Source organism: Streptomyces sp. HUAS ZL42 (assembly GCF_040782645.1).
GTDB lineage: Bacteria > Actinomycetota > Actinomycetes > Streptomycetales > Streptomycetaceae > Streptomyces.
In genome coordinates this window covers 8,522,043-8,547,348 of sequence record NZ_CP160403.1, presented here as the reverse complement: position 1 = coordinate 8,547,348, position 25,306 = coordinate 8,522,043, and the positions used below count along the sequence as shown (strand labels likewise).

The following is a 25,306-nucleotide window of genomic DNA, read 5'->3' as shown; positions in this document are numbered from 1 at the left end:
TCGAGGGAGGAATGACCGCACCGCCGCACGAGGCCCACCTGCCCGGACCCGGGCGCACCGTGCCCGACACCCAGCACGGCATGCGCCGCCGCAATCTCGCCAGGGTGATGCACGCCGTCAGCGCCGAGGGGTCGCTCTCCCGCGCCGCGGTGGCCTCGCGCATCGGTCTGACCCGTGCAGCGGTGTCGAGCCTCGTCGACGAGCTCATACGCTCCGGCCTGCTCGAGGAGCTGGGTCCCGAGCGGCCTGGCCGGGTGGGCCGGCCGGGGTCGGCGCTCGCCGTCAGCGGGCACGGTCCCGCCGGCATAGGTGCGGAGGTGGGGGTCGACCACCTCGCCGTCTGCGCGGTGGACCTGCGCGGAGAGGTACGGGCGCGGGCCGTGCGGCACGGCACGAACCGCGGCCGCTCCCCCGAGCCCGTCGTCCGTGAGCTCACCGAGCTGGTGCACCGCGTCGTCGCCGCGGCGGACGCCGAAGGCCTGTGGCCGGCCGGGCTGGCCGTGGCCGTGCCCGGTCTGGTCGCGAGCGATGCCCGGACCGTCGTGCGGGCTCCGAACCTCGACTGGCACGAAACGGACCTCGGCGCCCTGCTGCCCGCCGAGTTCCCGCTGACCGTGGGCAACGAGGCCAACTTCGGCGGACTGGCCGAGTTGTGGCTCGGCGAGGACACACCACGGGCCTTCCTGCATGTGTCCGCCGAGATCGGCATCGGTGCGGCGGTCGTCGTGGACGGGCAACTGCTGCGCGGAACACGGGGATTCGCCGGCGAGTTGGGGCATGTGCCGGTGCGTCCTGACGGGCCGGAGTGCGCATGCGGCGGACGCGGTTGCCTGGAGCAGTACGCCGGTGAGGAAGCGGTGCTGCGCGCGGCCGGTCTGGAGCCGGGCGAGGACCGTGTCGGACTGCTCGCGGAACGCGCCGCGCACGGGGACGAGGACGTACGGCGGGCCCTGCACGACGCCGGTACGGCACTCGGCATCGCGCTGACCGGGGCGGTGAACCTGCTGGATCCCGAGAGCGTGGTGCTGGGCGGTGCGCTGGCCGGGCTGGCGCCGTGGCTGCTGCCGTCGCTGCGGGAGGAGCTGTCCCGGCGCACCGCCGGACCGGCCTTCCCCGTGTCCGTGTCCCGGCTGGGTCCCGAGGGCCCGCTGCTGGGTGCCGCCCACTCCGTGGTGCGAGCCGTGCTGGACGATCCCGCGGCGGTGTCCGAGCGGGCCTGAACGGGCACGGAAGGGTGGCTGACCGGCGCGGGCCCGGCACTGTCAGGCCAGGGTCACCTCGACGGGCAGCTTCTTGACGCCGTTGACGAAGTTGGACCGTACACGCGGGACGTCACCGGCCAGGCGGATGTCCGCAAGACGCGGGATCAGCTCCTCGAACATGATGCGGATCTCGGTGCGGGCCAGCAGGTTGCCCAGGCACAGGTGCGGACTGCCCTTGCCGAAGGTGACGTGGTCGTTGTTCTGCCGGGTGACGTCGAAGTCGTACGGGTTGCCGAAGACCTCCTCGTCGCGGTTGCCGGAGGCGAACCACATGACGACCTTGTCGCCCTCCTTGATCCGCTTGCCGCCCAGCTCCACGTCCCTGGTCGCGGTGCGGCGGAAGTGGTAGACGGGGGACGCCCAGCGCAGGAACTCCTCGACCGCGACCGGGATCAGGGAAGGGTCCTCCCGGAGGCGGGCGAGTTGCTCCGGGTGCTGCAGCAGGGCCAGCATCGAGTGGGTGATGGTGTGGCGGGTGGTCTCGTTCCCTGCCACGACCAGCAGCAGGAAGTAGTTGTCGAAGTCCTGCTCGGAGAGCGGGACTCCGTCGCGCGGTGTGGTGTTGACCAGTCGCGAGACCAGGTCGGTGCCGTCCCCGCCGCGCCGCTGCCGGGCCAGTTCCCGGCCGTAGGCGAAGACCTCCAGCGAGGCCGGGGAGCGGAAGGGCAGGTCGCGGTACTTCTCGCTCTCCTCGCTGTGCAGCAGGACGTCCGCGTAGTCGGGGTCGGTGTTGCCGATGATCCGGTTGCCCCAGTCGATCAGCTGCTGGTTGTCCTCCGGCGGCACGTCGAGCAGCCGGGCGAGGACGTTGATGGGGAAGTCGGCGGAGATCTCCTTGACGAAGTCGAAGCTGCCCTTCGCCAGAGCCGCGTCGAGGGTCTTCGCCGTCAGACCGCGCAGGAAGTCGGTGTAGCCGTTGATCACGCTCGCGCCGAACTGCCGCTGGATCAGGCTGCGCAGCGCGCGGTGGCGGACGCCGTCCAGCTCCAGGATGGAGGCCCGCTTCTTGATCTGGTCGTCGTCGACCTCCTCCAGGTTGACGAACCTCGTCGAGGTGAAGGTCTCCGCGTCGCGGTCGACGCGGGCGATGTCCGCATGCCGGGTCACCGACCAGAAACCGGAGTTGGGGGCCTCCTCCGGCTGCCAGTGCACCGGGTCCTCGTGGCGCAGGGTGTGGAACATCCGCCACGGCGTGACACCGTCGGTGAAGTTGTCCAGGTCGGCGAGGTCGACGTCCGCGAGCGGCATCGGTTCGTTCACAGCAGTGGTCAGAGTCTCGGTCATCGGTGGCTCCCAGGCGTCACAGGTGGTAGGCGTACTCGGTGAACTCCCAGTCGGTGACGTGCCGTTGGAAGCGTTCGACCTCGTTCCGCTTATAGCTGAGGTATGAGGTGGTGAAGCCCTTGCCGAGCACCTCGGTCAGGGCGGTGTCCGCCTCCAGGGCGTCGAGGGCGGCGGACAGGGTCATCGGCAGCACAGCGGCTCTGGCCGTGTCGTAGCCGTAGCCCTGCAGCGGGGCGGTTGGCTCCTCGCCCGCCTGGACGCCGAGCAGTGCGGCGGCGATCGTGCCCGCGATCAGCAGGTACGGGTTGGCGCCGGCGTCCCCGAGCCGCAGCTCCAGACGGGCGCCCGAGCCGCGCTCCGGCGGGATGCGGACCATGGCACTGCGGTTGTCCAGACCCCAGTCGATCAGCCAGGGCGCGAGGGTGTCAGGGCCGAACCGCTTGTACGAGTTGACGGTCGGATTGGCGAGGGCGGCGAGGGCCGGGGCGTGGGCGAGGATGCCGGCGATCGCGTGGCGGGCGGTGGCCGACAGGCCGTACGCCCCCGTCGGGTCGTCGAAGGCGTTGCGTCCCTCGGCATCGTCGCAGGACAGATGGAGGTGGAAGCCGGAGCCGCCGGCGTCGTTGAACGGCTTGGCCATGAAGGTGGCCAGCCTCCCCTCCCTGCGCGCCAGTTCCTTGACCGCCGCCTTGAAACGGAAGGAGCGGTCGGCTGCCGACAGCGCCTCGGAGTGGGTGAGGTTGATCTCGAACTGTCCGCCGTCGAATTCGTGGTTGCCGTTGGTGACGCCTATGCCCAGGTCGCGGAGCAGGCGCAGGGTGCGCAGCAGGTGGTTGTCGGGGTCGGCGCGCAGGCCGGCCGTGTAGACGACACCGGTCGATTCCGAGTAGCGCCTCCATCCGCTCGGAGACGCCCGGTCCTCGTCGCACAGGAAGTACTCGAGTTCGGGACCGGCCACGGGGTGCAGCCCCTGCTCGGCGCACCTCGCGAGCACCGAGCGCAGCAGATCGCGGGGCGACTCGGAGACGGGTGACCCGGTCGCCGGGTCGACCGTCTCGCCGAGACAGGTGGCGACCCCGGGCTCCCAGGGCAGTGCGACCAGGGTGTCGAGGTCCGGACGCACTGTGATGTCGGGCAGCCCGGCGTCCAGTCCGCCCGTGACGGGAACGACGTCGCCCTGGGGTGAGGTGTGGTAGACCGCCCGGCAGAAGGCGAGGCCGTGCTCGCACGCGGCCGGCAGCTGGTCGAGCAGGACGTCGCGGGCGCGGTCGGTGCCGATGAGATCGGGGTAGGTCACCCGGACGACGTCGATGCCCTCTGCGGCGAGCCGCTCCTGGTGCTGACGGGCGTCCGGTGTTTCAGATGCGCTCACCGTTGTCTCCTCGGCTCTGCGACGGGTTGGCCGGTTGTTTGATGCCAAACGATATGAACGGCTTCACCGGCCCGCAAGGGGCCGGGACCAAAAAATTATCCACCTGGACAGGTATTGACCAGGGGGGAGCGGCTTCCTATGTTGTTTGAAGCCAAACGAGTCATTCCATCCAGCCCGACGCCCTCACTCCCAGGAGGACCGGCCATGAAGGTCGTCGTCGACATGAACAAGTGCCAGGACCACGGCCAGTGCGTATTCGCGGCCCCCGACGTCTTCCAGCTCGACGAGAACGGGCGCCTGGCCTACGTCAGCGACCCCGACGACGCACTGCGCGACGAGGTCGAGGAAGCCGCCGACGTCTGTCCGCTCCAGGCCATCCGGATCGAGGCCTGACAGTGACGTCCACGAGTGCCCGCATCGTCGTGGCCGGCGCCTCCATGGCCGGCCTGCGCGCCGCCGAACAACTGCGTTCGGCAGGCTGGACCGGGGCGATCACGGTCGTCGGCGACGAGCCGCACATGCCCTACAACCGGCCCCCGCTGTCCAAGGAGGTCCTGGCCGGGAAGGCGCCCTTCGAGTCGCTGGCCTTCCGCCCCCGCGCGAGCGTGGCCGACGTGGAATGGCGCCTCGGCACGAAGGTCGTCGCCTCCCGCCTCTCCGAACGGATCGTCGAACTGGACGACGGCGAGACGCTCTCGTACGACGGTCTGGTCGTCGCCACCGGCATGCGGCCCCGGCGCCTGCGCTGCCCCGGCCCCCTCACCGGCCGTCACACGGTCCGCACCCTCGCCGACGCTCAGGGCCTGCGGGAGGAACTGACCCGGCCCGGTGCCCGGGTGGTCGTCGTCGGCGCCGGCTTCATCGGCTGCGAGGTGGCCGCCACGGCCGTGGGCCTCGGCGTCACCGAGGTGACCGTCGTCGATCCGCTGCCGCTGCCCATGGTCGCCCCGCTCGGCGAGCTGCTCGGACGCGCATTGCTCGAGCGGCACGAAGACAGAGGGGTGCGCTTCGCACTCGGCGCAGGGGTCGCCGCGTTCGAGGGCGAGGACCGTGTCACGGGCGTGGTGCTCGACGACGGGACCGTCCTGCCCGCCGACGTGGTGGTGGAATCGGTCGGATCGCTCGCGAACACCGAGTGGCTGGACGGCAACGGCCTCGACCTGACCGACGGGGTGCTCACCGACGAGCACCTGCGGGTCGGCGGGCGGCCCGACGTGGTCGCGGTGGGCGACGTGGCACGTTTCCCCAACGCCCGATACGACGGCGTACCGCGCCGGGTCGAACACTGGTGCATCCCCACCGACACCGCCAAGCACGCGGCGAAGGCCCTCCTCGGTGTCGAGTCGGCGCCCTTCGCACCGTTGCCCACCTTCTGGAGCGACCAGCACGACTTCCGGCTCCAGTCCTTCGGCGCGCCCGTGCTCGGCAAGGACGACGTGCGGGTCCTGGACGGCGACCCCGCCACGGACGTCCTGGCCGGCTACCACCACGACGGCCGGCTCGTCGGTGTCGTGGCGCTCGGCGGCCCCGCCGCCGTGTCCGCCGCCGCCCGCCACCGCGCCGCACTGCTCGAGCAGCCCGCCCTCACTGCGTAAGGAATCTCCTGACCATGACCACCGTCCGCGGATACTTCCACCCCAAGACGGCGACGGGCACCTCGTCGCTGATCCCTTCCCCGCCCTGGCGCTACTCCGGTGACCTGCTCACCGTCGAGTACCGCACGGACCCCTCGCGGGTGCGTGAACTGCTGCCCGAGCCACTGGAGCTGGCGGACGACGACCCCGGCGCGGTCGCGTTGATCTGGGCCGACTGGCAGTCCTGCTCGGAGTCGGGGGCGGAGCTGCTCGACCCCGTGCTGTCCCAGTACAAGGAGACCTTCGCGGTCGTCCGCTGCAAGTACAAGGGCCGGACCTACTCGCGCTGCGTCTACATCTGGGTCGACAAGGACTTCGCGATCGCCCGCGGCCTGCACCAGGGATACCCGAAGAAGCTCGGCTCGATCCATCAGACCCGCCCGCACCCGTACGGTCCCGCTCCGCGGATCGAGGCAGGGGCACGGTTCGGGGCCACGTTGGCCGCGGCGGACCGGCGCCTCGCCCAGGCCGTGGTGACGCTGCGGGAGCCGTCGGAGACGAACGGGTTCGTCAACTCGCACCCCATGGCCCATCACCGCTGGCTGCCGTCCATCGAGAAGGGCAAGGGGCTTGCCCTCGACGAGCTGATCGAGACCGGTGCGGCCTCCTTCGAGGGTGGTCAACCGTGGGTCGGTGACGCCCGGTTGGACCTGTTCGAGGCGCCCACGGAGGAGTTGGCCCGGTTGGAGATCCGCGAGCCGATCGCTGCGTACTACCGGCAGGTCGGCGTCGTCTGGGACGGCGGGCGACTGCTGGAGTCCGGCACGTCCGGAGCCGAGTGATCCCCGTACACCACAGGACTTGGAGATCGGACATGACCGAGCACACCCTCACCGTGGCGGGGGTCGCCGTCGACACCCGGCACTGGATCGGCGGCGAACGCGTCGCCTCCACCGAAACCTTCACCGACGTCTCACCGATCGACGGAGGCGTCCTCGGTGAGATCGCCCGCGGCGGACCCGCCGAGGCCGCCGCCGCCGTGGCCGCCGCGAAGGCCGCCTTCCCCGCCTGGGCCGCGACGTCCCGCGCCGAGCGCGCCCGCATCCTGCACGCCATCGCGGACGGCGTGGAGAAACGGCTCGAAGAGCTCGCGATCGTCGAGACCACCGACAACGGCGCGCTGCTGCGCTCCCACCGCCGGGGCGTGATGCCGCGTGTGGCGCACAACTTCCGTTTCTTCGCGGACTGGCTGCTGAAGCTGGACCACGAGGACTTCGAGACGCGCGGTCACACGAATCATGTCTCGTGGGATCCGGCGGGCCCCTGTGTGCTGATCACCCCGTGGAACGCGCCCCTGATGCTGGCCACGTGGAAGATCGCCCCGGCCCTGGCCGCCGGCGACACGGTGGTCCTCAAGCCGGCCGAGTGGACCCCGCTCACCGCCTCCCTGCTCGCCGACATCGCCGCCGAGGCCGGGCTGCCCGCCGGAGTCCTCAATGTCGTCCAGGGGTACGGCGCGGAGATCGGCGACGCCCTCACCTCGCACCCGGACGTGCGCCGGATCAGCTTCACCGGCTCGGTGCCCACGGCCAAGCGGATCGCCGCGTCGGCCGCGTCGAACCTCACCCCGCTCAGTCTCGAACTGGGCGGCAAGTCCCCGCTGCTGGTGTTCGCCGACGCCGACCTGGACCTCGCCGTCGACCTCGCGGTCGACCAGTACGACAACGCCGGGCAGGTGTGCCTGGCCGCGACGCGCTTCCTCGTCGAGGAGTCGATCGCCGAGGAGTTCACGCGCCGGTTCGTCGAGAGGGCCACCGCCTTGGAACAGGGCGACCCGCGCGACGAGGCCACCGACATCGGGCCCAACATCCACCACCGCCAGCTGGAGAAGATCGACGGCTTCGTGCAGCGCGCGATCGCAGCGGGGGCGCGCGCGGTCATCGGTGGGCACCGCAAGGACGGCCAGTACTACGCGCCGACCCTGCTCACCGATGTCACCCAGGACTCGGAGATCGTGCAGGAGGAGGTCTTCGGCCCGGTCCTCACCCTGCAGACCTTCAGCACCGAAGAGGAAGCCGTCCGTCTCGCCAACGACACCCGCTTCGGCCTGGCCGCCACCGTCGCCACGGGCGATCCCGCGCGCGCGGAGCGCGTCACCTCGCAGCTCGTCGCGGGCACCGTCTGGGTCAACTGCTTCTTCGTACGCGACCTGCAGGCGCCCTTCGGCGGCTCCCGCGAGTCCGGGGTCGGCAGGGAGGGCGGCACCTGGAGCTTCGACTTCTACTGCGACCTGAAGAACACCGTGTCCGCACCGAACGGATGGAAGAACCATGGGTGAGATCGTCGGGGCGGGACTGCTCGCCCACGTCCCCACCATCGTGCTCCCGAAGGAGGACCGGCTGGAGCTCAACGAGGGCAAGGAGATCACCCTCGTCACGGGCCTCCACCAGCTCCGCAAGGACGTCTTCGAGGGCGATGCCGCCAACGCATACGACACCGTCGTCGTCCTGGACTCGCACTGGGCGACCACCGTCGAGTTCGTCGTCACCGCCCAGCACCGCCGCGCCGGGCTCTTCACCTCCGAGGAGCTGCCGCGCGGCATGTGCCGGATGCCGTACGACTACCCCGGCGACCCCGAACTCGCCCACAACATCGCCTCGTTCGCCGACAAGCACGGCACCTGGATCACCCCGATCGACGACGAGTACCTGCCGGTCTACTACGCGACCATCAACCTCTGGAAGTTCCTCGGGGAGGGACTGCCGGACAAGCGGTGGGTGACCATCGGGGTCTGCCAGACCGGCGACATGGAGGACCACCTGCGCCTCGGCCGCGCCCTCGCGGACGGCATCGCCGCCACCCCCGGCCGCCGGGTGCTCCTCATCGCCTCGGGCGCGCTTTCGCACTCCTTCTGGCCGCTGCGCGAGATCCGCGACCACGAGGCGAGCGACCCGGTGCACATCTTCACGCCCGAGGCGCGCGAGGCCGACTACGAGCGCATCGCCTGGTTCAAGGAGGGCCGTCACGACAAGGTGCTCGCCACCATGGACGAGTTCTGGAAGTACAAGCCCGAGGCGAAGTTCTTCCACTACCTGATGATGGCCGGCGCCCTCGGCGAGCAGGCCTGCGTCGCCAGGGCCCGGCAGTACGGCGAGTACGAGAACTCCGTCGGCACCGGCCAGGTCCACCTCTGGTTCGACCGCCCCGCCGGCGGCTGGACGGCACCCCACATCCCCGCACAGGAGTCACAGGAGTCCGCGCATGCCTGAGTACCGCCGCATCCTCCTCGACGGCGCCGCCGTCCAGGTCACCGTCGACGGGGACGAGCTCGTCGCCGGGGACGGCCGCCGGGTGAAGACCGACGAGGCGCAGCACCTGCCCCCGGTGGTTCCCACCAAGGTGATCGCCGTACACCTCAACCACCGCAGTCGCGTCGACGAGTTCCGGATCGAACTGCCCGACACCCCCACCTACTTCCACAAGCCGACCTCGTCCCTCAACTCCCACAAGGGTGCGATCGTCCGCCCCGAGGGCTGCAAGTGGCTCAACTACGAGGGCGAGGTCGCCATCGTCATCGGGCGGACCGCGCGGAACATCTCACCCGCCGAGGCGGGCGAGTACATCGCGGGCTACACGATCGCCAACGACTACGGCCTGCACGACTTCCGCGACACCGACGCCGGTTCCATGCTCCGCGTCAAGGGCTCCGACACGCTCTGCCCGCTCGGCCCCGGCCTGGTCACCGACTGGGACTTCCACGGCAAGAGCCTGCGGACGTACGTCAACGGCCAGGTCGTGCAGGACGGTTCGACCGACGAGATGAAGTGGGACATGCACTACCTCGTCGCCGACATCGCCCGCACCATCACTCTGTACCCCGGTGACGTGCTGCTGTCCGGCACCCCGGCCAACTCCCGGCCCGTCCGGCCCGGTGATGTCGTCGAGGTCGAGGTCGAGGGCCTGGGCCGCCTCACCAACCACATCGTCACCGGCCCGACCCCGATCCGCACGGACGTCGGCGCGCAGCCCACCGAGTCCGAGGAGGTGCTGTCCACCGCCCTCGGCGGCGACTGGGAGTTCCGTGGCATCCGCCCGCCCGTCACCCGCCACCGCCCTTAGCCGGAGGCGCCTCGCGCCGCCCCTCCTTGTCCCCGGCGCTGATGCCGTACGAAAAACCCGGACCGGTAGTGTCACCGGCATGACCGACTCCGCTGACGACCCGAAGAGCCGACGGCCACGCAAGCGCCTGCACTACGGCGAGGGGCGCGAGGCCCTGCTCAACGCCGCCGTACGTGTGGTGGCGCGGGGCGGGTTGCGCAAGCTCACCTATCGGGCCGTCGCGGAGGAGGCCGGGGTCACCCACGGACTCGTGGTGCACCACTTCGGTTCGCGCGACGCACTGATCGAGGAGGCCCTCGCCCACACGATCCGCACCTCGCTGAGCACCAGCGCGCTCGAACCGGGCACCGGCAAGGTCGCGGACTTCTCGACCGGTCTGTCCGAGATGGTCACGGCCGATCCGGACACCCAGGCGTTCCAGTACGAGCTGCTGCTCGAATCCCGTCGCCGTCCGGAGCTGCTGCCGCAGCTCCGCGCGCTGTACGACGAGTACTTCGACGCCACGCATCGCGAGCTGAGCCGTATGCTGCCGGCCGGCGCGGACAGGGCGCTGACGCGGTTGGTCTTCGCCGCGCTCGACGGCCTCGTGCTGCATCAGCTCGTCCTTGGCGAGCCCGAGGTCACGGACGCCGCCCTGGAGGAGCTGCGCTCCCTGCTGAGGCTCCTCGACGCAGACGGCGGCGAAGCCCGTACGTGACCCTTTGACCTGCGTGTTTCAAGGCCCTGGGCGTTCCACGTCCGGGGCCTTTCGCTGTGGTGAAGAAACCGCCGGTCGGAGGAAAAACTCCGCGCACCCCCTTGCCAAACGGATAGTTGCGGCCCACGATAAGGCAACTCGTTTGGCCCGAAACGAACCCCCATCCCTCCCCGTCCCCGACAGGTGATCCGAGTGGACAGTCAGACGGCGGTCGCCCCGCACACCACACAAGACTCCACGGCAGGCAGGCTCAAGCCCGATTCCCTCGGCGTCCTGGGCATCCTCTTCTTCGTCCTTTCCGCCCAGGCACCGCTGACCGGCATCGCCGGAGCCGTCCCCATCGCCGTCGCCATAGGCAACGGGGCCGGCACCCCCGCCGCGTACCTCGCGGCCGGCGTCGTGGTCCTGCTGTTCTCCATCGGCTTCGTCGCCATGGGCCGCCACGTGGTGGACGCCGGCGCCTTCTACACGTACATCGGCAAGGGACTGGGACGCTCGACCGGCTCCGGCAGCGCCGGTGTCGCCCTCTTCGCCTACTGCGCGGTCCAGGCCGCCATGTACGGACTCTACGGCGCGACGGTGAGCGGCCTGGTCGAGCACTACGCCGACGTGCACATCGCGTGGTGGGTCTGGACGCTGGTCACCATGGTGGTCGTCCAGATCCTCGGCGCCGCCGGCATCGAGATGGGCGCCAAGGTCCTGACGGTGTTCGTCCTGGCGGAGTTCAGCATCCTGATCGCCTTCGCCCTCGTGACCCTCTTCAAGGGCGGCGGCCCCGAAGGACTCGGCTTCGGCGACAGCTTCTCGCCGGACGCGGCGCTGCAGGGCGCTCCCGGTGTGGCGCTGATGTTCGCCGTGGCGTCGATGTTCGGCTTCGAGGCCACCGCCATCTACGGCGAGGAGGCCAGGGAGCCCCGGAAGACGGTCCCGCGCGCCACCTACCTGTCGGTCGCCGTGGTCACCTGCTTCTTCGCCTTCACCTCGTGGATGCTGGTCTCCGCGCACGGCGCGTCCAACGCGACGGCGGAAGCGGGCAAGGCGCTGGAGTCCGGCGATGCCACGTCCTTCGTGTTCGCGCCGATCACCGCCCAGTTCGGCGCATGGACCGGCGACGTACTGCCGATCCTGCTGGCCACCTCGCTGTTCGCCGGCATCCTGGCGTTCCACAACTCCGCCAACCGCTACCTGTTCTCCCTGGGCCGCGAGGGTCTGCTGCCGCACGGGCTGACCGCGATCAACCGGCGCCACTCCCCCTGGGTGGCCGGAGCCGTCCAGACGGTGATCGCGGTGGCACTGGTCATGCCGTTCGCGGTCCTGGGCAAGGACCCGGTGCTGACGCTCTTCTCCTGGTTCAGCGGGGTCGCCGTACTGGGGATCATGCTCCTCTACTTCCTGACCTCCGTCTCCGTGATCGTCTTCTTCCGCCGCTCACGTGCCGACACCCGGCCCTGGAACACGCTGGTGGCGCCGGTTCTGGGCGCGCTCGGCATCGCCGGTGCGATCTGGCTCGTCATCGAGAACTTCACGACGCTCATCGGCGGCGACCGGACCACCGCGCTCTGGCTCCAGATCACCGTCCCGGCCGTGCTGGTCCTGGGGCTTGTCCTGGCTCGGCTGACCCGGCAGAGGCACACGGTCTCGGGCTGACCTCGGCATCCCGCATCCGGCTGACGGCGGCACCGCTCCCCGGGTGCCGCCGTCGGCCCACTCACTGTCATCGCTTCGAACCACCTGGAGGAGGAGAGCTGATGCCGGCCCTCGCTCACGACGACCTGCTGCGTCGCGCCAAGGATCTGGACCTGCCCGCCCAGCACCACATCGACGGAGTGGACGAGCCGGGTGGTGGAACCACGTTCGCCGCCGTCTCCCCTCGCGACGGACAACTCCTCGGCGAGGTCGCCGACGCCCGCCCCGCCGAGGTCGACCTGGCCGTGGCCGCCGCGCGCCGGGCCTTCGACTCAGGACCCTGGCCACGGCTCGCGCCCGCCGACCGCGGCCGGATCCTGCTGCGCATCGCCGACCTGCTCGAAGAGCAGCGGGAGAAACTCGCCCTGACCATCAGCCTGGAGATGGGCAAGCCGATCACGGACGCGTACGAGATCGAACTGCGGGCCGCGATCAACACGTTCCGCTGGTACGGCCAGCTGGCCGACAAACTCACCGACGAGTCGCCGCACACCTCCCCGGACGCCCTGGCGCTGATCACCCGGGAGCCGGCGGGTGTCGTGGGGGCCGTCGTGCCGTGGAACTTCCCGCTGACACTGGCGAGTTGGAAGGTCGCTCCGGCGCTGGCCGCGGGCTGCACGGTCGTACTGAAGCCGTCGGAGAACTCACCGCTGTCAGCGCTCCTGCTCGGGCAGCTGGCGACCGAGGCCGGACTGCCTCCGGGCGTCCTCAACGTCGTGACCGGTGACGGGCCGGTGGCAGGGCGGGCGATCGGACTGCACCCCGATGTGGACGTCCTGGCGTTCACCGGCTCCACGGCCGTCGGCCGCCACTTCCTGCGCTACTCCGCCGACTCCAACCTCAAGCGCGTCTGGCTCGAACTGGGCGGCAAGTCGCCGAACATCATCCTCCCCGACGCCCCCGACCTGGAGAAGGCCGCCGCCACCGCCGCCTGGGGCATCTTCTTCAACCAGGGCGAGATGTGCACCGCCCCCTCCCGGCTGCTGGTGCACTCCTCCGTCGCCGAACGTGTCACCGAGGCGATCGTGGCCCGGGCCCGGGAACTGCGGGTCGGTGATCCGCTGGACCCGGCGACCGAGATGGGCGCGCTGGTGGGCGAGGGTCATCTGGAGCGCGTCCTCGACCACATCGGCACCGGACTCGAGCAGGGCGCGCGGCTGCGTGCGGGCGGCGGGCGCACGCTGGCCGACACCGGCGGCAGCTTCCTGCGCCCCACCGTCTTCGACCAGGTGGACCCTGGCATGCGGCTGGCCCGCGAGGAGATCTTCGGACCTGTGCTCTCCGTACTGACGTTCGATGGCCTGGAGGAGGCCGTGCGGCTGGCCAACGCCACCGAGTACGGCCTCGCAGCCGGCCTGTGGACCTCCGACCTGTCCACCGCCCACCAGGTCTCGCGCGCGCTCAGGGCCGGAACGGTGTGGGTGAACTGCTACGAGGAGGGCGACCTGACCGTCCCCTTCGGCGGCATGAAGCAGTCCGGCAACGGCCGTGACAAGTCCGCACACGCCCTGGAGAAGTACACCGAGCTGAAGACCACCTGGATCCAGCTGTGACCCGGGCCCTGATCGCGATCCCCGCCCGCTTCTCGGCCACGACGTCCGCGCTGCGGTACGCCGCCGAGGTCAACGCCCGCGCACTGATCGAGGCCGTCTGGCGGGCGGGCGGCGAACCGGCGAGCATCCACCCCGCTGACTCCGACGTCGCCTCCCGTCTCGCCCGCTTCGACGGCGTCCTGCTCCCCGGCGGCGGCGACCTCGCCCCGCACCGCTACGGCTGCCCCGACACCCACCGAAGCGTCTACGACGTCGACGACCTCCAGGACGCCTTCGACCTCGAAGTCGCCCGTCAGGCACTGGACTTGGGCCTGCCACTGCTGGCGATCTGCCGCGGCCTGCAGGTCGTCAACGTCGCCCTCGGCGGCACCCTGGAACAGGACATGGGCGGCCCCGACCGCGAGCACCGGCACGTCGTGCATCCGGTGGCCGTCCGGCGCGGCACCCTGCTGGAGCGGGCCACCGGGGCGGAGAAGGTCGAGGCGTCCTGCTACCACCACCAGCGGGTGGACCGCGCCGGCCCGGGCCTCGCGGTCACCGCGCGGGCCGCCGACGGCACCGTGGAGGGGCTCGAACTCCCCGGCGCCCACGGGTGGTTCACCGCCGTCCAATGGCATCCCGAGGACACCGCCCACGAGGACCCCGCCCAGCAGGGCCTCTTCGACGCACTCGTACGAGCCGCCCGCGACAGGATCTGACACGGGCTCCTCCCTGGGGCCGGGCCCGCAGGACCCCGCCATCGACCAGGTCGAGAAGCTGTTACGGGACACCGGGGCCGACTGGGACCACGCAGGCCCTCGGCCACCTCTCCCCGGAGGAGCAGGGCAGCATCCGGGCCCTGGGAGCGAGCCGCCCACTGGTCCCGGTCACATGGGGCCGTCCTGCTCGACCAGGCGCTGGGCCAGTGGCTGCCTCCCGGACGCCTCCGCCGGCCGGTCACCGCCCGGCCGTGGGAGTACGACGGCGATCCGGTCGAGCGTTACACCTGCTGGAGCCGTGTGCGGCCGTGCATGCGGCTCGCCGGACCTCCGTCAGGCTCCTTGCGGCGCACCGAACAGACGCCGTTAAGCGGGTGAAGCCTGAGACGTCGTCCGCACTGCGGGGCATGCATGAAGGTCCCGGCCGTATCCGGCCGAGTCGGCGGACACGACGTGCTGGAGGCGAGTGATGAACGAAAGAGCCGATCAAGTCGACCGCGCGACCCACAAGGTCCCGGTCCTCATCGTCGGCGGTTCCCTGGTCGGCCTGTCGACCTCCTTGTTCCTGGGCCGGCTGGGGGTGCGCCACACGCTGGTGGAACGCCACGCCGGGACCTCCATCCACCCCCGCGGCCGCGGCAACAACGTCCGCACGATGGAACTGTTCCGGGTGGCCGGTGTCGAGCCCGCCATCCATGAGGCCGCGGCCACGCTGGCCGAAAACCACGGCATCTTGCAGACGCCCACACTGGTCGGCGACGCGGGCGAGTGGCTGTTCAAGGAGATCGACCCGGGTGGCGGGCTGGCCCGCTTCAGCCCGACGGCATGGTGCCTGTGCAGCCAGAACGACCTGGAACCGGTCCTGCTCGACCATGCCGCGGGGCTCGGCGGCGACCTGCGCTACTCCACCGAACTGCTGTCGTTCGAAACCGACCCCGGCGGCGTCACCGCAGTGGTCAAGAGCCGGCAGACGGGTGAGCACACCACCATCCGCGCGGACTACCTCGTCGCCGCCGACGGCCCCCGCAGTCCCGTACGGGAACAGCTCGGCATCGGGCAGAGCGGGCCCGGCGACCTGTTCCACAACATCAGCGTCACCTTCCGCTCCCGCCGCCTCGCCGACGTGGTGGGAGACCGTCGCTTCATCGTCTGCTACCTGACCCGTCCGGACGCCGACGGAGCGCTGCTGCCGGTGGACAACCGTGAGAACTGGGTCTTCCACGCCCCGTGGCACCCCGAACGCGGCGAAACGCTGGAGGAGTTCACCGACCAGCGCTGCGCCGACCACATCCGCCGCGCGGTCGGGGACGCGGACCTCGACGTGGAGATCACCGGCAGGGCTCCCTGGCACGCCGCCCAGCGCGTCGCGAAGAGCTACCGGTCCGGACGCGTCTTCCTGGCCGGCGACTCGGCCCACGAGATGTCCCCCACCGGCGCCTTCGGCTCCAACACGGGTATCCAGGACGCGCACAACCTCGCCTGGAAGCTGGCCGCCGTGCTCGGCGGGTGGGCGGGGGACGGACTGCTGGACACCTACGACGCCGAACGCCGTCCGGTCGCGGAGGCGACCAGCGCCCGTGCGGCCGTTCGGTCGGCCGAGCACAGCCACCCCGGCTTCGCGCCACCGCCCGGCGCCGGCAACGGGCCTCAGCGCGGCATTCTCAACGTGGCCCTCGGCTATCGCTACCCGCACGGGGCCGTCGTCGGCACCGACCCCACCATCCCGGTCGTCCCCGAGAGACTCGACCTGACGGGCGAGCCCGGCAGCAGGGCACCCCATCTGTGGGTACGGCACCGGGACGAGCGGATCTCCACCCTCGACCTCTACGAACGGTCTCTGGTCCTGCTCAGCGACGCGGGTGAGCCGAGCGGATGGCACGAGGCCGCCACCCGCCTCGCCGAACAGATGTCCCTCCCGCTCGTCTCGTACCGCGTGGGAACCGGACCGGACGCCGAACTGATGCCCGAGGGCGGTGCGGACTGGTCGGAACTCCACGGCACGGCACGCGGAGGAGCCGTACTCGTCCGGCCCGACGGGTTCGTCGCATGGCGTTCGCCCGGCCCCGCTCTGGACGTCGAGGCGGCCCTGCGCCACGTCCTGACGACGGCGCTGGCACTGACCTGACCCACGGCCCTCGAGGAACACCCCGTCGCGCCGACAGCCGTGCTGTCGGCGCGACGCCTGTGTGCGGGCCGACGACGGCTCGAGATCGCCGCCCGTCGATCACCCGCATAGTTCATACGAGTCGCGCGCTGCAGGGGACGGGCACAGGATCGAGGCACGCTGACGCCGCATCACCGCGGCACACCGTCAGCTCTGCCCCCGCGAAGGAGATGTGCGCAGGATGACCACCACGTCTGCACCTGCTTCAGAACCACTGACGCGACAGGTGTCGCAACGTGTCTCCCAGTCCGTGTTCGACGGCTCCAGACTCCGGGTCGTCCTGCTGGTGGACGTCTACGACGGAGCCCAGCAGCAGTTCCTGGAGGCCTACGAACAACTCTGCAACCAGGTTGCGTCCGTCCCCGGGCATGTCAGCGACCAACTGTGCCAGTCGATCGAGAATCCCTCCCAATGGCTCATCACCAGTGAGTGGGAGAGCGCCCCGCCGTTCCTCACCTGGGTGAACAGCGAGGAGCACGTACGGATGGTGGAGCCGCTGCACAGCTGTGTCCGGGACACCAGGTCGCTCCGCTTCCACGTCGTCCGCGAGACCGGCGGGCCGGCGGCGGACGCCGCGCCCGGGCAGCGCCGGCTGCAGGCGTCGCCCCGGATCGGGGACGGCACGATCCGTCACGCGCTCACCTTCACGGTCAAGCCGGGCAGTGAGGAGGTCGTCGCCAAGATCCTCGCCGACTACGCCTCCCCCGAGCCGCAGGTCGACGACAACACCCGCCTGTGCCGCACCTCCCTGTTCATGCACGGCAACCGGGTGGTGCGTGCCATCGAGGTGCGGGGCGACCTGCTCGCCGCGCTGCGCTACGTGGCACGGCAGCCCGAGGTGCGGGCCGTGGAGGAGGCCATCAACCCCTATCTGGAGCAGGACCGGGACCTCAACGATCCCGAGTCCGCCCGCGTCTTCTTCACCCGCGCGGCGCTGCCCGCCGTACACCATGTGACGGCGGGCCAGGAGAGCCCGGACGCCGTGCGGCACGCGTTGTACTACCCGGCCCGCGAGGGCGGCGGCATGCGGCTGGCCGAGTTGCTCGCCCAGCACGACGAGGCGGCGGCGGACGATCCGCACAGCCCAGTGCTGCGCAGCACGGTCTTCCAGCGCGACGACGTCGTGGTGCGGCTGATCGACGTGCGTGGTGGCCTCGACGCCGACCCCGGACCGGTGCTCGGCTTCACGGACCGCGGTCAGGCGGCCGAGGTGACGGCACTCCTGGACGCCGGCGCCCTCGGTACGAACGCCTCGGCGTTGAAGGACGGCTCCCCCGCCCACCTCCTCACGCTCGCCCGCATGGAACTCGTCACCGACCGGCGCTCTCCCGAGGCCTGAACCGGCCGGCGGCCGCGGCCCCCATGTCGACACAGCACACGATCGGAGCAACGTCGTGACCAAACCTCGTCCCAGAATCGTGGATCTCAGCGACGTCGAGCCCAACACTCGGCGCGGCGGCGATCTGCGCGCCATGCTCACCCCCACCACGGTCGGCTCAACCAGCGGTTTCATGGGTGTGGCCATCGTGCAGCCCGGCGACCGCATCGGTGAGCACTACCACCCTTACTCCGAGGAGTTCGTGTACGTCGTCTGCGGGCAGCTGGAGGTCGACCTGGACGGCGAGCCCCAGCCGCTGCAACCCGAGCAGGGGCTCATGATCCCCGCCCACATGCGGCACCGCTTCCGCAACGTCGGCAACGTGGAGGCCCGCATCGTCTTCCACCTCGGCCCACTGGCCCCGAGCCCCCCGCTCGGCCACGTCGACACCGAGGAGAACGACGCCGTGCCGGTCGCGGCGGAGGGAGCTCGCGTGGATGCGGTCCGGGCGACCGAACGACGACAGGTCCGATCATGACCAGGCGCGTGGCGGTCACCGGCATAGGCATAGTCGCGCCGGGCGGCATCGGTGTACCGGCGTTCTGGGAGCTCCTGGCCAACGGGCGCACCGCGACGCGGGGCATCACCTTCTTCGACCCGTCCGGCCTGCGTTCGCGGATCGCCGCCGAGTGCGACTTCGACCCGGCCGCCCACGGTCTGGAGGCGGAAGAGATCGCACGGTGCGACCGGTACATCCAGTTCGCCCTGGTCGCCGGGGAGGAGGCGATACGCGACGCCGGGCTCGACCTCGCCCGGGAGAACCCCTGGCGGGTCGGGGTCTCCCTGGGCACGGCGGTCGGCGGCACCACCCGGCTGGAGAACGACTACGTGCTGGTCAGCAACCGCGGCCGGCGCTGGGACGTGGACCCCAGGGAAGCGGGCCCGCATCTGCACCGCGCGTTCTCGCCCAGCACCCTCGCCTCGTCGGTGGCGGAGCGGTTCGAGGCGCGCGGGCCGGTGCAGACCGTCTCCACGGGCTGCACCTCGGGCCTCGACGCGGTGGGATACGCCTTCCACACGATCGAAGAGGGCAGGGCCGACGTCTGCATAGCCGGCGCCTCGGACTCGCCGATCTCACCGATCACCATGGCCTGCTTCGACGCGATCAAGGCCACGTCCCCGAACAACGACGATCCCGCCCACGCCTCGCGTCCCTTCGACGCCGACCGTGACGGGTTCGTCATGGGCGAGGGCGGCGCGGTACTCGTCCTGGAGGAGCTCGAGCACGCCCAGGCCCGCGGCGCGCGTGTGTACTGCGAGCTCAGCGGCTATGCGACCTTCGGCAACGCCTACCACATGACCGGTCTGACCAGCGAGGGCCTGGAGATGGCCCGGGCCATCGAGGAAGCCCTCGACCACGCCCGGCTGGACGGCACGGCGATCGACTACGTCAACGCGCACGGCTCGGGCACCAAGCAGAACGACCGGCACGAGACCGCCGCGGTGAAACGCGCCCTGGGGCAGCACGCCTACGCGACACCCATGAGCTCCATCAAGTCCATGGTGGGGCACTCCCTCGGCGCGATCGGCGCGATTGAGGTCGCCGCCTGTGTGCTGGCCATGGTCCACCAGGTGGTACCGCCCACCGCGAACTACGAGACCCCGGACCCCGAGTGCGACCTGGACTACGTCCCGCGCGTCGCTCGCGAACGGAAGCTGAACAGCGTGCTCTCCGTGGGCAGCGGCTTCGGTGGCTTCCAGTCCGCGGTGGTCCTGACCCGGCCGAGGGAGAAGGCACGATGAGCGAACCGCATCCACGGCGCGCGGCCGTCACCGGAATCGGCGTGGTCGCGCCCAACGGAACCAGCACGGAGTCCTTCTGGAAGTCCACCAAGGAGGGCATCAGCGTCCTCGACAGGGTCACCCGCGAGGGCTGTGACCACCTGCCGCTGCGGGTGGCGGGCGAAGTCCGCGACTTCGACCCGTCGGCGGCGGTCGAGGAGCGCTTCCTCGTCCAGACCGACCGGTTCACGCACTTCGCGATGGCCGCGGCCGATCTGGCGCTGGACGACGCCCGCCTCGGCCGGTCCGACACCGACGACTCGCCCTTCTCCGTGGGCGTGGTCACCGCGGCCGGCTCCGGCGGCGGTGAGTTCGGGCAGCGGGAGCTGCAGCGGCTGTGGGGAAAGGGCAGCCGCTTCGTCGGCCCGTACCAGTCCATCGCCTGGTTCTACGCCGCCAGCACCGGCCAGATCTCCATCCGCCGTGGCTTCAAGGGACCCTGCTCGGTGGTCGCCGCCGACGAGGCCGGCGGCCTGGACGCCCTCGCGCATGCCGCGCGGGCCGTGCGGCGCGGCACCGACGTGATCGTGGCCGGCTCGACCGAGGCGCCGCTCGCCCCCTACTCGGCGGTCTGCCAGCTCGGCTACGAGGAGCTCAGCACCGCCGAGGACCCGACCCGCGCCTACCGCCCCTTCACGGCCGCGGCCTGCGGATTCGTGCCCGCGGAGGGCGGCGCCATGCTCGTGGTGGAGGAGGAGACCTCGGCCCGGGAACGAGGCACGCCCGTGCGAGCCACCCTCGCCGGACACGCGGCAACGTTCACCGGCGCCTCCCGCTGGGAGGAGTCGAGGGAAGGACTCGCCCACGCCATCCGCGGCGCCCTGGACGAGGCGCGCTGCGCACCCGAGGAGATCGACGTGGTGTTCGCCGACGCTCTGGGCGTACCCGAGGCGGACCGCGCCGAGGCGCTGGCGATCGCCGACGCCCTCGGCGCCCACGGCCGGCGCGTGCCGGTCACCGCGCCGAAGACCGGTATCGGCCGGGGCTACTGCGCGGCGCCCGTGCTGGATGCCGCGGCGGCGGTGCTCGCCATGGAGCACGGCCTGATTCCGCCCACCCCCAACGTCTTCGACATCTGCCATGACCTCGACCTCGTGTCCGCCCGAGCCCGTGCCGCCGAACTGCGCACGGCGCTGGTCCTCAGCCGCGGGCTCATGGGATCGAACTCGGCGCTCGTGCTCCGGCGCGGCGCCGCCGACGCCTCGTAGCAAAGGAGAGGAACCACATGAGTGACCGAATCACCGTGGAAGAGCTGTCCGAGCTCATGAAGAAGGCCGCGGGAGTCACCGTCGCGGCGGAGGAACTCCAGCAGCGGTACGACTCCGGCTTCGACGCTCTCGGCATCGACTCGCTCGGTCTGCTCGGCATCGTGGGCGAGTTGGAGAACCGCTACGGAACGCCGATGCCTCCCGACGCGGAACGCTGCAAGACCCCGCGGCAGTTCCTCGACCTCGTCAACAGTGCCCTCATGGCAGGAGCGTGACATGGCCGGACACACGCAGAACGAGATCACCATCGGCGCGCCGGTGGACCTGGTCTGGGACATGACCAACGACGTGGCGAACTGGCCGCAGTTGTTCAGCGAGTACGCCTCCGCCGAGATCCTTTCCCAGGAGGGGAACAAGACGACCTTCCGGCTGACCATGCATCCCGACGAGAACGGCACCGTGTGGAGCTGGGTCTCGGAACGCGAGACGGACCGCCCCACGCTCAGCGTCACAGCGCGCCGCGTCGAGACCGGGCCCTTCGCGTACATGAACATCCACTGGCGGTACGAGAAGGTGCCCGAGGGCACCCGGATGGTGTGGACGCAGGACTTCGAGATGAAGCCCGACGCACCGGTCGACGATGCCTGGATGACGGACAACATCAACCGCAACTCCAAGGTCCAGATGGCGCTGATCCGGGACCGGATCGAGAAGGCCGCCGCAGAGCACGGGTCCGCCCCGGGCCTGACCGACTGACCCGGACGGAGAACAGTCCCGATGCACCAAGCCCTGATCGTCGCCCGTATGGCACCGGGCTCGGCCCCGGACATCGCCAAGCTCTTCGAGGAGTCCGACCGTGGAGAGCTCCCGCACCTGGTGGGGGTCGCCCGGCGCAGTCTCTTCCAGTTCGGTGACGTGTATCTGCACCTCATCGAGTCCGAACACGACCCCGGACCCGCCATCGCCAAGGTGACCGGGCACCCCGAGTTCAAGGCCATCAGCGAGCGGCTGTCGGCGCACGTCAGTGCGTACGACCCCGCGACCTGGCGTTCGCCGAAGGACGCGATGGCGCACTGTTTCTACCGCTGGGAGCGGGACGCCGCCGACTGACAGCCCATCCGGTCACCGGTCGCCGGGCCCGCGACATCCGCGGGCCCGGCGACCGGTGGTTGGATGCGCCTCCACAGGTGTTCACTCGGGCACGGTGCAGTCGAAGGCGTGCAGGTACGGGTTGACCGGGCGGACGTCGTCGATGACCAGGCCCGCGTCGGTCAGCCGGCTGACCATGCTCTCGGTGGTGTGCTTCGCCCCGCCGACGTTGAGGAGCAGCAGCAGGTCCATGGCGGTGCTGAACCGCATCGAGGGCGTGTCGTCGACGAGGTTCTCGATGACCACGACCCGCGCCCCGGGTCCGCCCGCCTCGATGACGTTGCGCAGGGTCCGTGCGGTGCTCTCGTCGTCCCATTCCAGGATGTTCTTGATGATGTAGACGTCGGCCTTCACCGGGACGGCCACACGGACGTCACCGGGCACGATGCGGGCGCGGTGCGCGAGGTCGCCTCCCTCGCGCAGCCGGGGCACGGCGTTCTCGACCACGCGCGGCAGATCGAGCAGGGTGCCCTGCATCGAGGGGTACTTGTCGAGCAGGCTCGCCACCACGTGTCCCTGGCCGCCGGCGATGTCCGCGACCGACGTGCTTCCCGACAGGTCGAGGAGCGCGGCGACTTCTCGCGCCGACTGCTCGCTGGACTTCGTCATGGCGCGGTTGAAGACTTCGGCCGACTCGGGGGCGTCCTCGTTGAGGTAGACGAAGAACTCCTTGCCGTACAGGTTCTGGACGACGTTCCGGCCGGTGCGCACCGCCTCGTCCAGCCTCGGCCACGCGTCCCACGTCCACGGCTCGGTGCACCACAGCGAGATGTACCGCAGACTCTGCGGGTCGTCCTCGCGCAGCAGCCGGGACATGTCGGTGTGCGCGAAGGTCCCGTCCTGCCGCTCGGCGAAGACGCCGTAGCAGGACAGGGCCCTCAGCAGCCTTCGCAGCGGGCGGGGTTCGGTCTTCACCGCGGCCGCGAGGTCCTCCACGGTCATGGGGCTGTCGCCGAGAGCGTCGGCGACCCCCAGCCGGGCGGCCGCGCGAAGGGCGGCGGCACACGCCGCCCCGAACACGAGCTCCCTCAGCCGCATGGACGGCGGTGGGGCGGTCTGTGCGGTCGTCATGTGCCGCCTTCCTTCCTTCTCGGATCCACGGGTGGCTGTGACCGGCCGGTCAGCACAGTCCCGCGGGCTTGGACGCCGCGCAGTAGTTGCCTGCGAAGGTGTTGCTCTGGACGGTGGTGTCCCCGTTGACGAGGTCGGCCGGGGCGTTGCCCCGCAGCAGGTTGCCGCTGATCCGGTTCCGCTCATTGGCGGCACCCACCATGCTCTTGAACAGGACGACCCCGCCCGACAGCGGGGAGGCGCCCGCGTTGTCCGCGATCACGTTCCGCGTCACCAGGGTGTCCTCGACGCCGGTCAGGACGATGCCGGAACCCTGCAGGAAGGGCAGCCGCGCGGTCTTGGGACAGAACTTGTTGTTCTGCACGACGCGGTTGTCACGGACGGTCAGGTCGCCGCCCTTCGGCTTGTTCTCGTCGCCGACGAGGAACACGCCCGCGCAGTTGCCGGTCACGTCGTTGCTCGAGACGGTGAGATTCCGCAGGCGCCGGACGGTGACGCCGATCCGGTTGCCCTCCAGCCGGTTGCCTCGGACCACGGTTCCCATGGTGCCCGCGGCGCCCTCCTCCACCTTGATCGCGTTGGCGACGAAGATGCCCGCGTCGCCGTTGTTCCGGGCGGTGTTGCCCCGGAACACGCCCCGGACCGACAACTCCTGGGCGATGCCCCACACCCCGTTCTTCTCCGCCGTCACGTTGCGCACGGTCAGACCGTCCGTCGCCATGCTGAACACGCCGCTTCCGCGGAAGCCGGTCACGGTCAGGGAGGCGACGGTGACGCCCTCGAGGTTGCGGTTCTTCGCACCGATCACGCAGATGCCGTTGCCTTCCTTGGCACAGGCGTTGGCGTTCGGATCGGTGCCCGGCCGGATCACCGTGTTGCGGCCCATGCCGCGCAGGGTCAGGCCGGACGTGGTCACCCTGACGCTCTCGTGGTACGTGCCGGATGACACGAGGACGGTGTCGCCCGGTGCGGCGGCGTCCACCGCCTTCTGGATGGATTCCCCCGGACGGACCATGTGGATCGTGTGGGCGGCTGCCGGCGCAGCGGCACCGAGCCCGGTCCCGGCGACGGCTGCGGCGCACGCCAGGTACGCGATATGGCATTTCTTCATATTCCGTACGCTATGACCGGGTACGTCATGGACAGGCCGGATGGGCCATCCGGCGGCGTGTCGTGCATCGTGTCGTGCGCGGGGACCGGCTTCCCTCAACCCACGAGACCGGCCTTGGCACAGGCGGACCGGAGTTTCGGCGTGCAGATCTGGTCGACGGTGTACACGCCGTCCTTGACGAGCGTCTGCGCGATGTTGTCGACCGTCACCGCGCGCGGAGTGAGCAGGACCGACGGAATGTGCTCGGTGGTCGGGCTGTCGGTCGTCGTCGTGGCCACGTCACCGAGGTCCTCGCCGCGCCCGAGGGCCACGGCCATCGCAGCCGCCGCGTCGGCCTGCGTCCTGAACGGTTTGTACACCGTCATGTACTGCTCACCCTCGACGATCCGCCGGACGGCGTCGAGGTCGGCGTCCTGGCCGGTGACGGGAGGGAGCTTCCTGAATCCGGCGCTCTTGAGGGCGGAGATGACGCCTGCGGCAATGTCGTCGTTGGCCGCCAGGACGCCGTCGATCCGGTCCGGGCCAAGGGCCGCGATGGCAGCGGACATGTTGGCGTGGGCGTTGTCCGTACTCCAGCCCCGGGTGTCGTACGACCTGCTGATCTTCACCTTGCCTGTCAGGACGGACAGCGCGCCTCTCCTGAACCACGCCGCGTTGGCGCTGATCGGATCACCGTTCATCATGACAACGCTCTCGCGGTTCGCCTTGTCGCCCATGGCCTTCAGGAGCGCCTCACCCTGGAGCCTGCCGACCTGCGCGCCGTCGAACGTGACATAGCCCGAGATCGGGCCTTCGGTGAGCCGGTCGTAATCGACGACCGGGACACCCGCTTGATGGGCCTCCTGGATCGAGGAGCGCAGCGCCTTGCTGTCGGCGGGGCAGAGGATCAGGACTCTGACCCCCTTGGTGATCATGGCGATCATCTGTTGCCGCTGCCTCGCCACGTCGTTGTCCGCGTTGGCGTACGCGACGGTGCAGCGGGGACAGAGCTCCTTCAGCCGTTTCTCGATCAGCGGCTTGTCGGAATGCTCCCAGCGGGGGGTCACTCGGTTCGGGAACAGCAGACCGACGGTGAAGCTGTCCGCGCCCGCCTCCTGGTCTCCTCCGCAGGCGGCGAGGGGCAGCGTCATCAGGCCCGCGACGAGTGCCGCGACGACCTGCCACGCTCGGGTCCTCGGGGACTTCACTGCGCGCCCCC

24 protein-coding genes are annotated in these 25,306 nt (G+C 70.4%); 19 read left to right on the top strand and 5 right to left on the bottom strand.

Going from position 1 to position 25,306, the window contains the following annotated elements:
• The first annotated feature begins 11 nt into the window (after positions 1 to 11).
• Positions 12 to 1,220 (top strand): ROK family protein, encoded by a 1,209-nt coding sequence (locus tag ABZO29_RS39035; RefSeq protein ID WP_367324914.1) that lies wholly within the window; start codon positions 12 to 14, stop codon positions 1,218 to 1,220.
• A 42-nt stretch (positions 1,221 to 1,262) separates the two neighbouring features.
• Here the strand turns inward: ABZO29_RS39035 and ABZO29_RS39030 are convergent, their stop codons facing one another.
• Both ABZO29_RS39030 and ABZO29_RS39025 read right to left on the bottom strand, forming a co-directional pair.
• Entirely contained in the window at positions 1,263 to 2,546 is a 1,284-nt protein-coding gene (locus tag ABZO29_RS39030) for a cytochrome P450 (protein ID WP_367324913.1), read from the bottom strand.
• 16 nt (positions 2,547 to 2,562) lie between these two features.
• The gene (locus ABZO29_RS39025) at positions 2,563 to 3,918 is read right to left on the bottom strand and encodes a glutamine synthetase family protein (protein WP_367324912.1); all 1,356 of its coding nucleotides are present in this window, start codon (positions 3,916 to 3,918) and stop codon (positions 2,563 to 2,565) included.
• 204 nt (positions 3,919 to 4,122) lie between these two features.
• Here ABZO29_RS39025 and ABZO29_RS39020 point away from each other — a divergent pair, with 204 nt between their 5' ends.
• The 18 genes from ABZO29_RS39020 to ABZO29_RS38935 all read left to right on the top strand — a co-directional run bounded on the left by ABZO29_RS39020 (position 4,123) and on the right by ABZO29_RS38935 (position 21,887).
• Positions 4,123 to 4,311 carry a ferredoxin gene (locus ABZO29_RS39020; protein ID WP_367324911.1) on the top strand — a complete coding sequence of 63 codons (189 nt, stop codon included), beginning with the start codon at positions 4,123 to 4,125 and terminating at the stop codon, positions 4,309 to 4,311.
• 23 nt (positions 4,312 to 4,334) lie between these two features.
• Positions 4,335 to 5,513 (top strand): NAD(P)/FAD-dependent oxidoreductase, encoded by a 1,179-nt coding sequence (locus ABZO29_RS39015; protein ID WP_367326363.1) that lies wholly within the window; start codon positions 4,335 to 4,337, stop codon positions 5,511 to 5,513.
• Between the two features lie 14 nt (positions 5,514 to 5,527).
• Positions 5,528 to 6,334, top strand: a complete 807-nt coding sequence (locus ABZO29_RS39010; protein ID WP_367324910.1) for an acetoacetate decarboxylase family protein — start codon at positions 5,528 to 5,530, stop codon at positions 6,332 to 6,334.
• 32 nt (positions 6,335 to 6,366) lie between these two features.
• On the top strand, positions 6,367 to 7,830 hold the full coding sequence (locus ABZO29_RS39005; RefSeq protein WP_367324909.1) for an aldehyde dehydrogenase: 1,464 nt from the start codon (positions 6,367 to 6,369) through the stop codon (positions 7,828 to 7,830).
• Complete coding sequence (locus ABZO29_RS39000) at positions 7,823 to 8,761, top strand: 3,4-dihydroxyphenylacetate 2,3-dioxygenase (protein WP_367324908.1); 939 nt, start codon at positions 7,823 to 7,825, stop codon at positions 8,759 to 8,761. Before ABZO29_RS39005 ends, ABZO29_RS39000 begins: the two co-directional genes overlap by 8 nt.
• On the top strand, positions 8,754 to 9,611 hold the full coding sequence (locus ABZO29_RS38995; RefSeq protein ID WP_367324907.1) for a fumarylacetoacetate hydrolase family protein: 858 nt from the start codon (positions 8,754 to 8,756) through the stop codon (positions 9,609 to 9,611). Before ABZO29_RS39000 ends, ABZO29_RS38995 begins: the two co-directional genes overlap by 8 nt.
• A gap of 79 nt (positions 9,612 to 9,690) precedes the next feature.
• The gene (locus tag ABZO29_RS38990; RefSeq protein WP_367324906.1) at positions 9,691 to 10,308 is read left to right on the top strand and encodes a TetR/AcrR family transcriptional regulator; all 618 of its coding nucleotides are present in this window, start codon (positions 9,691 to 9,693) and stop codon (positions 10,306 to 10,308) included.
• A gap of 192 nt (positions 10,309 to 10,500) precedes the next feature.
• Entirely contained in the window at positions 10,501 to 11,955 is a 1,455-nt protein-coding gene (locus tag ABZO29_RS38985; RefSeq protein WP_367324905.1) for an APC family permease, read from the top strand.
• Positions 11,956 to 12,056: 101 nt separating this feature from the next.
• Positions 12,057 to 13,547, top strand: a complete 1,491-nt coding sequence (locus ABZO29_RS38980; RefSeq protein ID WP_367324904.1) for an aldehyde dehydrogenase — start codon at positions 12,057 to 12,059, stop codon at positions 13,545 to 13,547.
• A complete protein-coding gene (locus ABZO29_RS38975; protein WP_367324903.1) occupies positions 13,544 to 14,245 on the top strand; it encodes a gamma-glutamyl-gamma-aminobutyrate hydrolase family protein in 702 nt (233 codons plus the stop codon). The genes ABZO29_RS38980 and ABZO29_RS38975 overlap by 4 nt, the downstream gene beginning before the upstream one ends.
• Positions 14,246 to 14,714: 469 nt before the next feature.
• Positions 14,715 to 16,370 (top strand): FAD-dependent oxidoreductase, encoded by a 1,656-nt coding sequence (locus ABZO29_RS38970; protein WP_367324902.1) that lies wholly within the window; start codon positions 14,715 to 14,717, stop codon positions 16,368 to 16,370.
• 220 nt (positions 16,371 to 16,590) lie between these two features.
• A complete protein-coding gene (locus ABZO29_RS38965; RefSeq protein ID WP_367324901.1) occupies positions 16,591 to 17,748 on the top strand; it encodes a SchA/CurD-like domain-containing protein in 1,158 nt (385 codons plus the stop codon).
• A gap of 55 nt (positions 17,749 to 17,803) precedes the next feature.
• Positions 17,804 to 18,265 carry a cupin domain-containing protein gene (locus ABZO29_RS38960; protein WP_367324900.1) on the top strand — a complete coding sequence of 154 codons (462 nt, stop codon included), beginning with the start codon at positions 17,804 to 17,806 and terminating at the stop codon, positions 18,263 to 18,265.
• Positions 18,262 to 19,530, top strand: coding sequence for a beta-ketoacyl synthase (locus tag ABZO29_RS38955; protein WP_367324899.1), 1,269 nt, complete (start codon positions 18,262 to 18,264; stop codon positions 19,528 to 19,530). Before ABZO29_RS38960 ends, ABZO29_RS38955 begins: the two co-directional genes overlap by 4 nt.
• Complete coding sequence (locus ABZO29_RS38950) at positions 19,527 to 20,777, top strand: ketosynthase chain-length factor (RefSeq protein ID WP_367324898.1); 1,251 nt, start codon at positions 19,527 to 19,529, stop codon at positions 20,775 to 20,777. Before ABZO29_RS38955 ends, ABZO29_RS38950 begins: the two co-directional genes overlap by 4 nt.
• A gap of 17 nt (positions 20,778 to 20,794) precedes the next feature.
• Positions 20,795 to 21,052 (top strand): acyl carrier protein, encoded by a 258-nt coding sequence (locus ABZO29_RS38945; protein WP_367324897.1) that lies wholly within the window; start codon positions 20,795 to 20,797, stop codon positions 21,050 to 21,052.
• A 1-nt stretch (position 21,053) separates the two neighbouring features.
• Complete coding sequence (locus ABZO29_RS38940; protein ID WP_367324896.1) at positions 21,054 to 21,533, top strand: SRPBCC family protein; 480 nt, start codon at positions 21,054 to 21,056, stop codon at positions 21,531 to 21,533.
• 21 nt (positions 21,534 to 21,554) lie between these two features.
• Positions 21,555 to 21,887: a TcmI family type II polyketide cyclase gene (locus tag ABZO29_RS38935; protein ID WP_367324895.1), complete on the top strand. Its 333-nt coding sequence runs from the start codon at positions 21,555 to 21,557 to the stop codon at positions 21,885 to 21,887.
• Between the two features lie 81 nt (positions 21,888 to 21,968).
• Here ABZO29_RS38935 and ABZO29_RS38930 read toward each other — a convergent pair whose 3' ends face one another.
• The 3 genes from ABZO29_RS38930 to ABZO29_RS38920 all read right to left on the bottom strand — a co-directional run bounded on the left by ABZO29_RS38930 (position 21,969) and on the right by ABZO29_RS38920 (position 25,238).
• Entirely contained in the window at positions 21,969 to 22,997 is a 1,029-nt protein-coding gene (locus ABZO29_RS38930; RefSeq protein WP_367324894.1) for a methyltransferase, read from the bottom strand.
• A 49-nt stretch (positions 22,998 to 23,046) separates the two neighbouring features.
• Positions 23,047 to 24,108: a nitrous oxide reductase family maturation protein NosD gene (locus tag ABZO29_RS38925; protein WP_367324893.1), complete on the bottom strand. Its 1,062-nt coding sequence runs from the start codon at positions 24,106 to 24,108 to the stop codon at positions 23,047 to 23,049.
• Positions 24,109 to 24,203: 95 nt separating this feature from the next.
• Positions 24,204 to 25,238, bottom strand: a complete 1,035-nt coding sequence (locus tag ABZO29_RS38920) for a sugar ABC transporter substrate-binding protein (RefSeq protein WP_367326362.1) — start codon at positions 25,236 to 25,238, stop codon at positions 24,204 to 24,206.
• Positions 25,239 to 25,306: the final 68 nt, after the last annotated feature.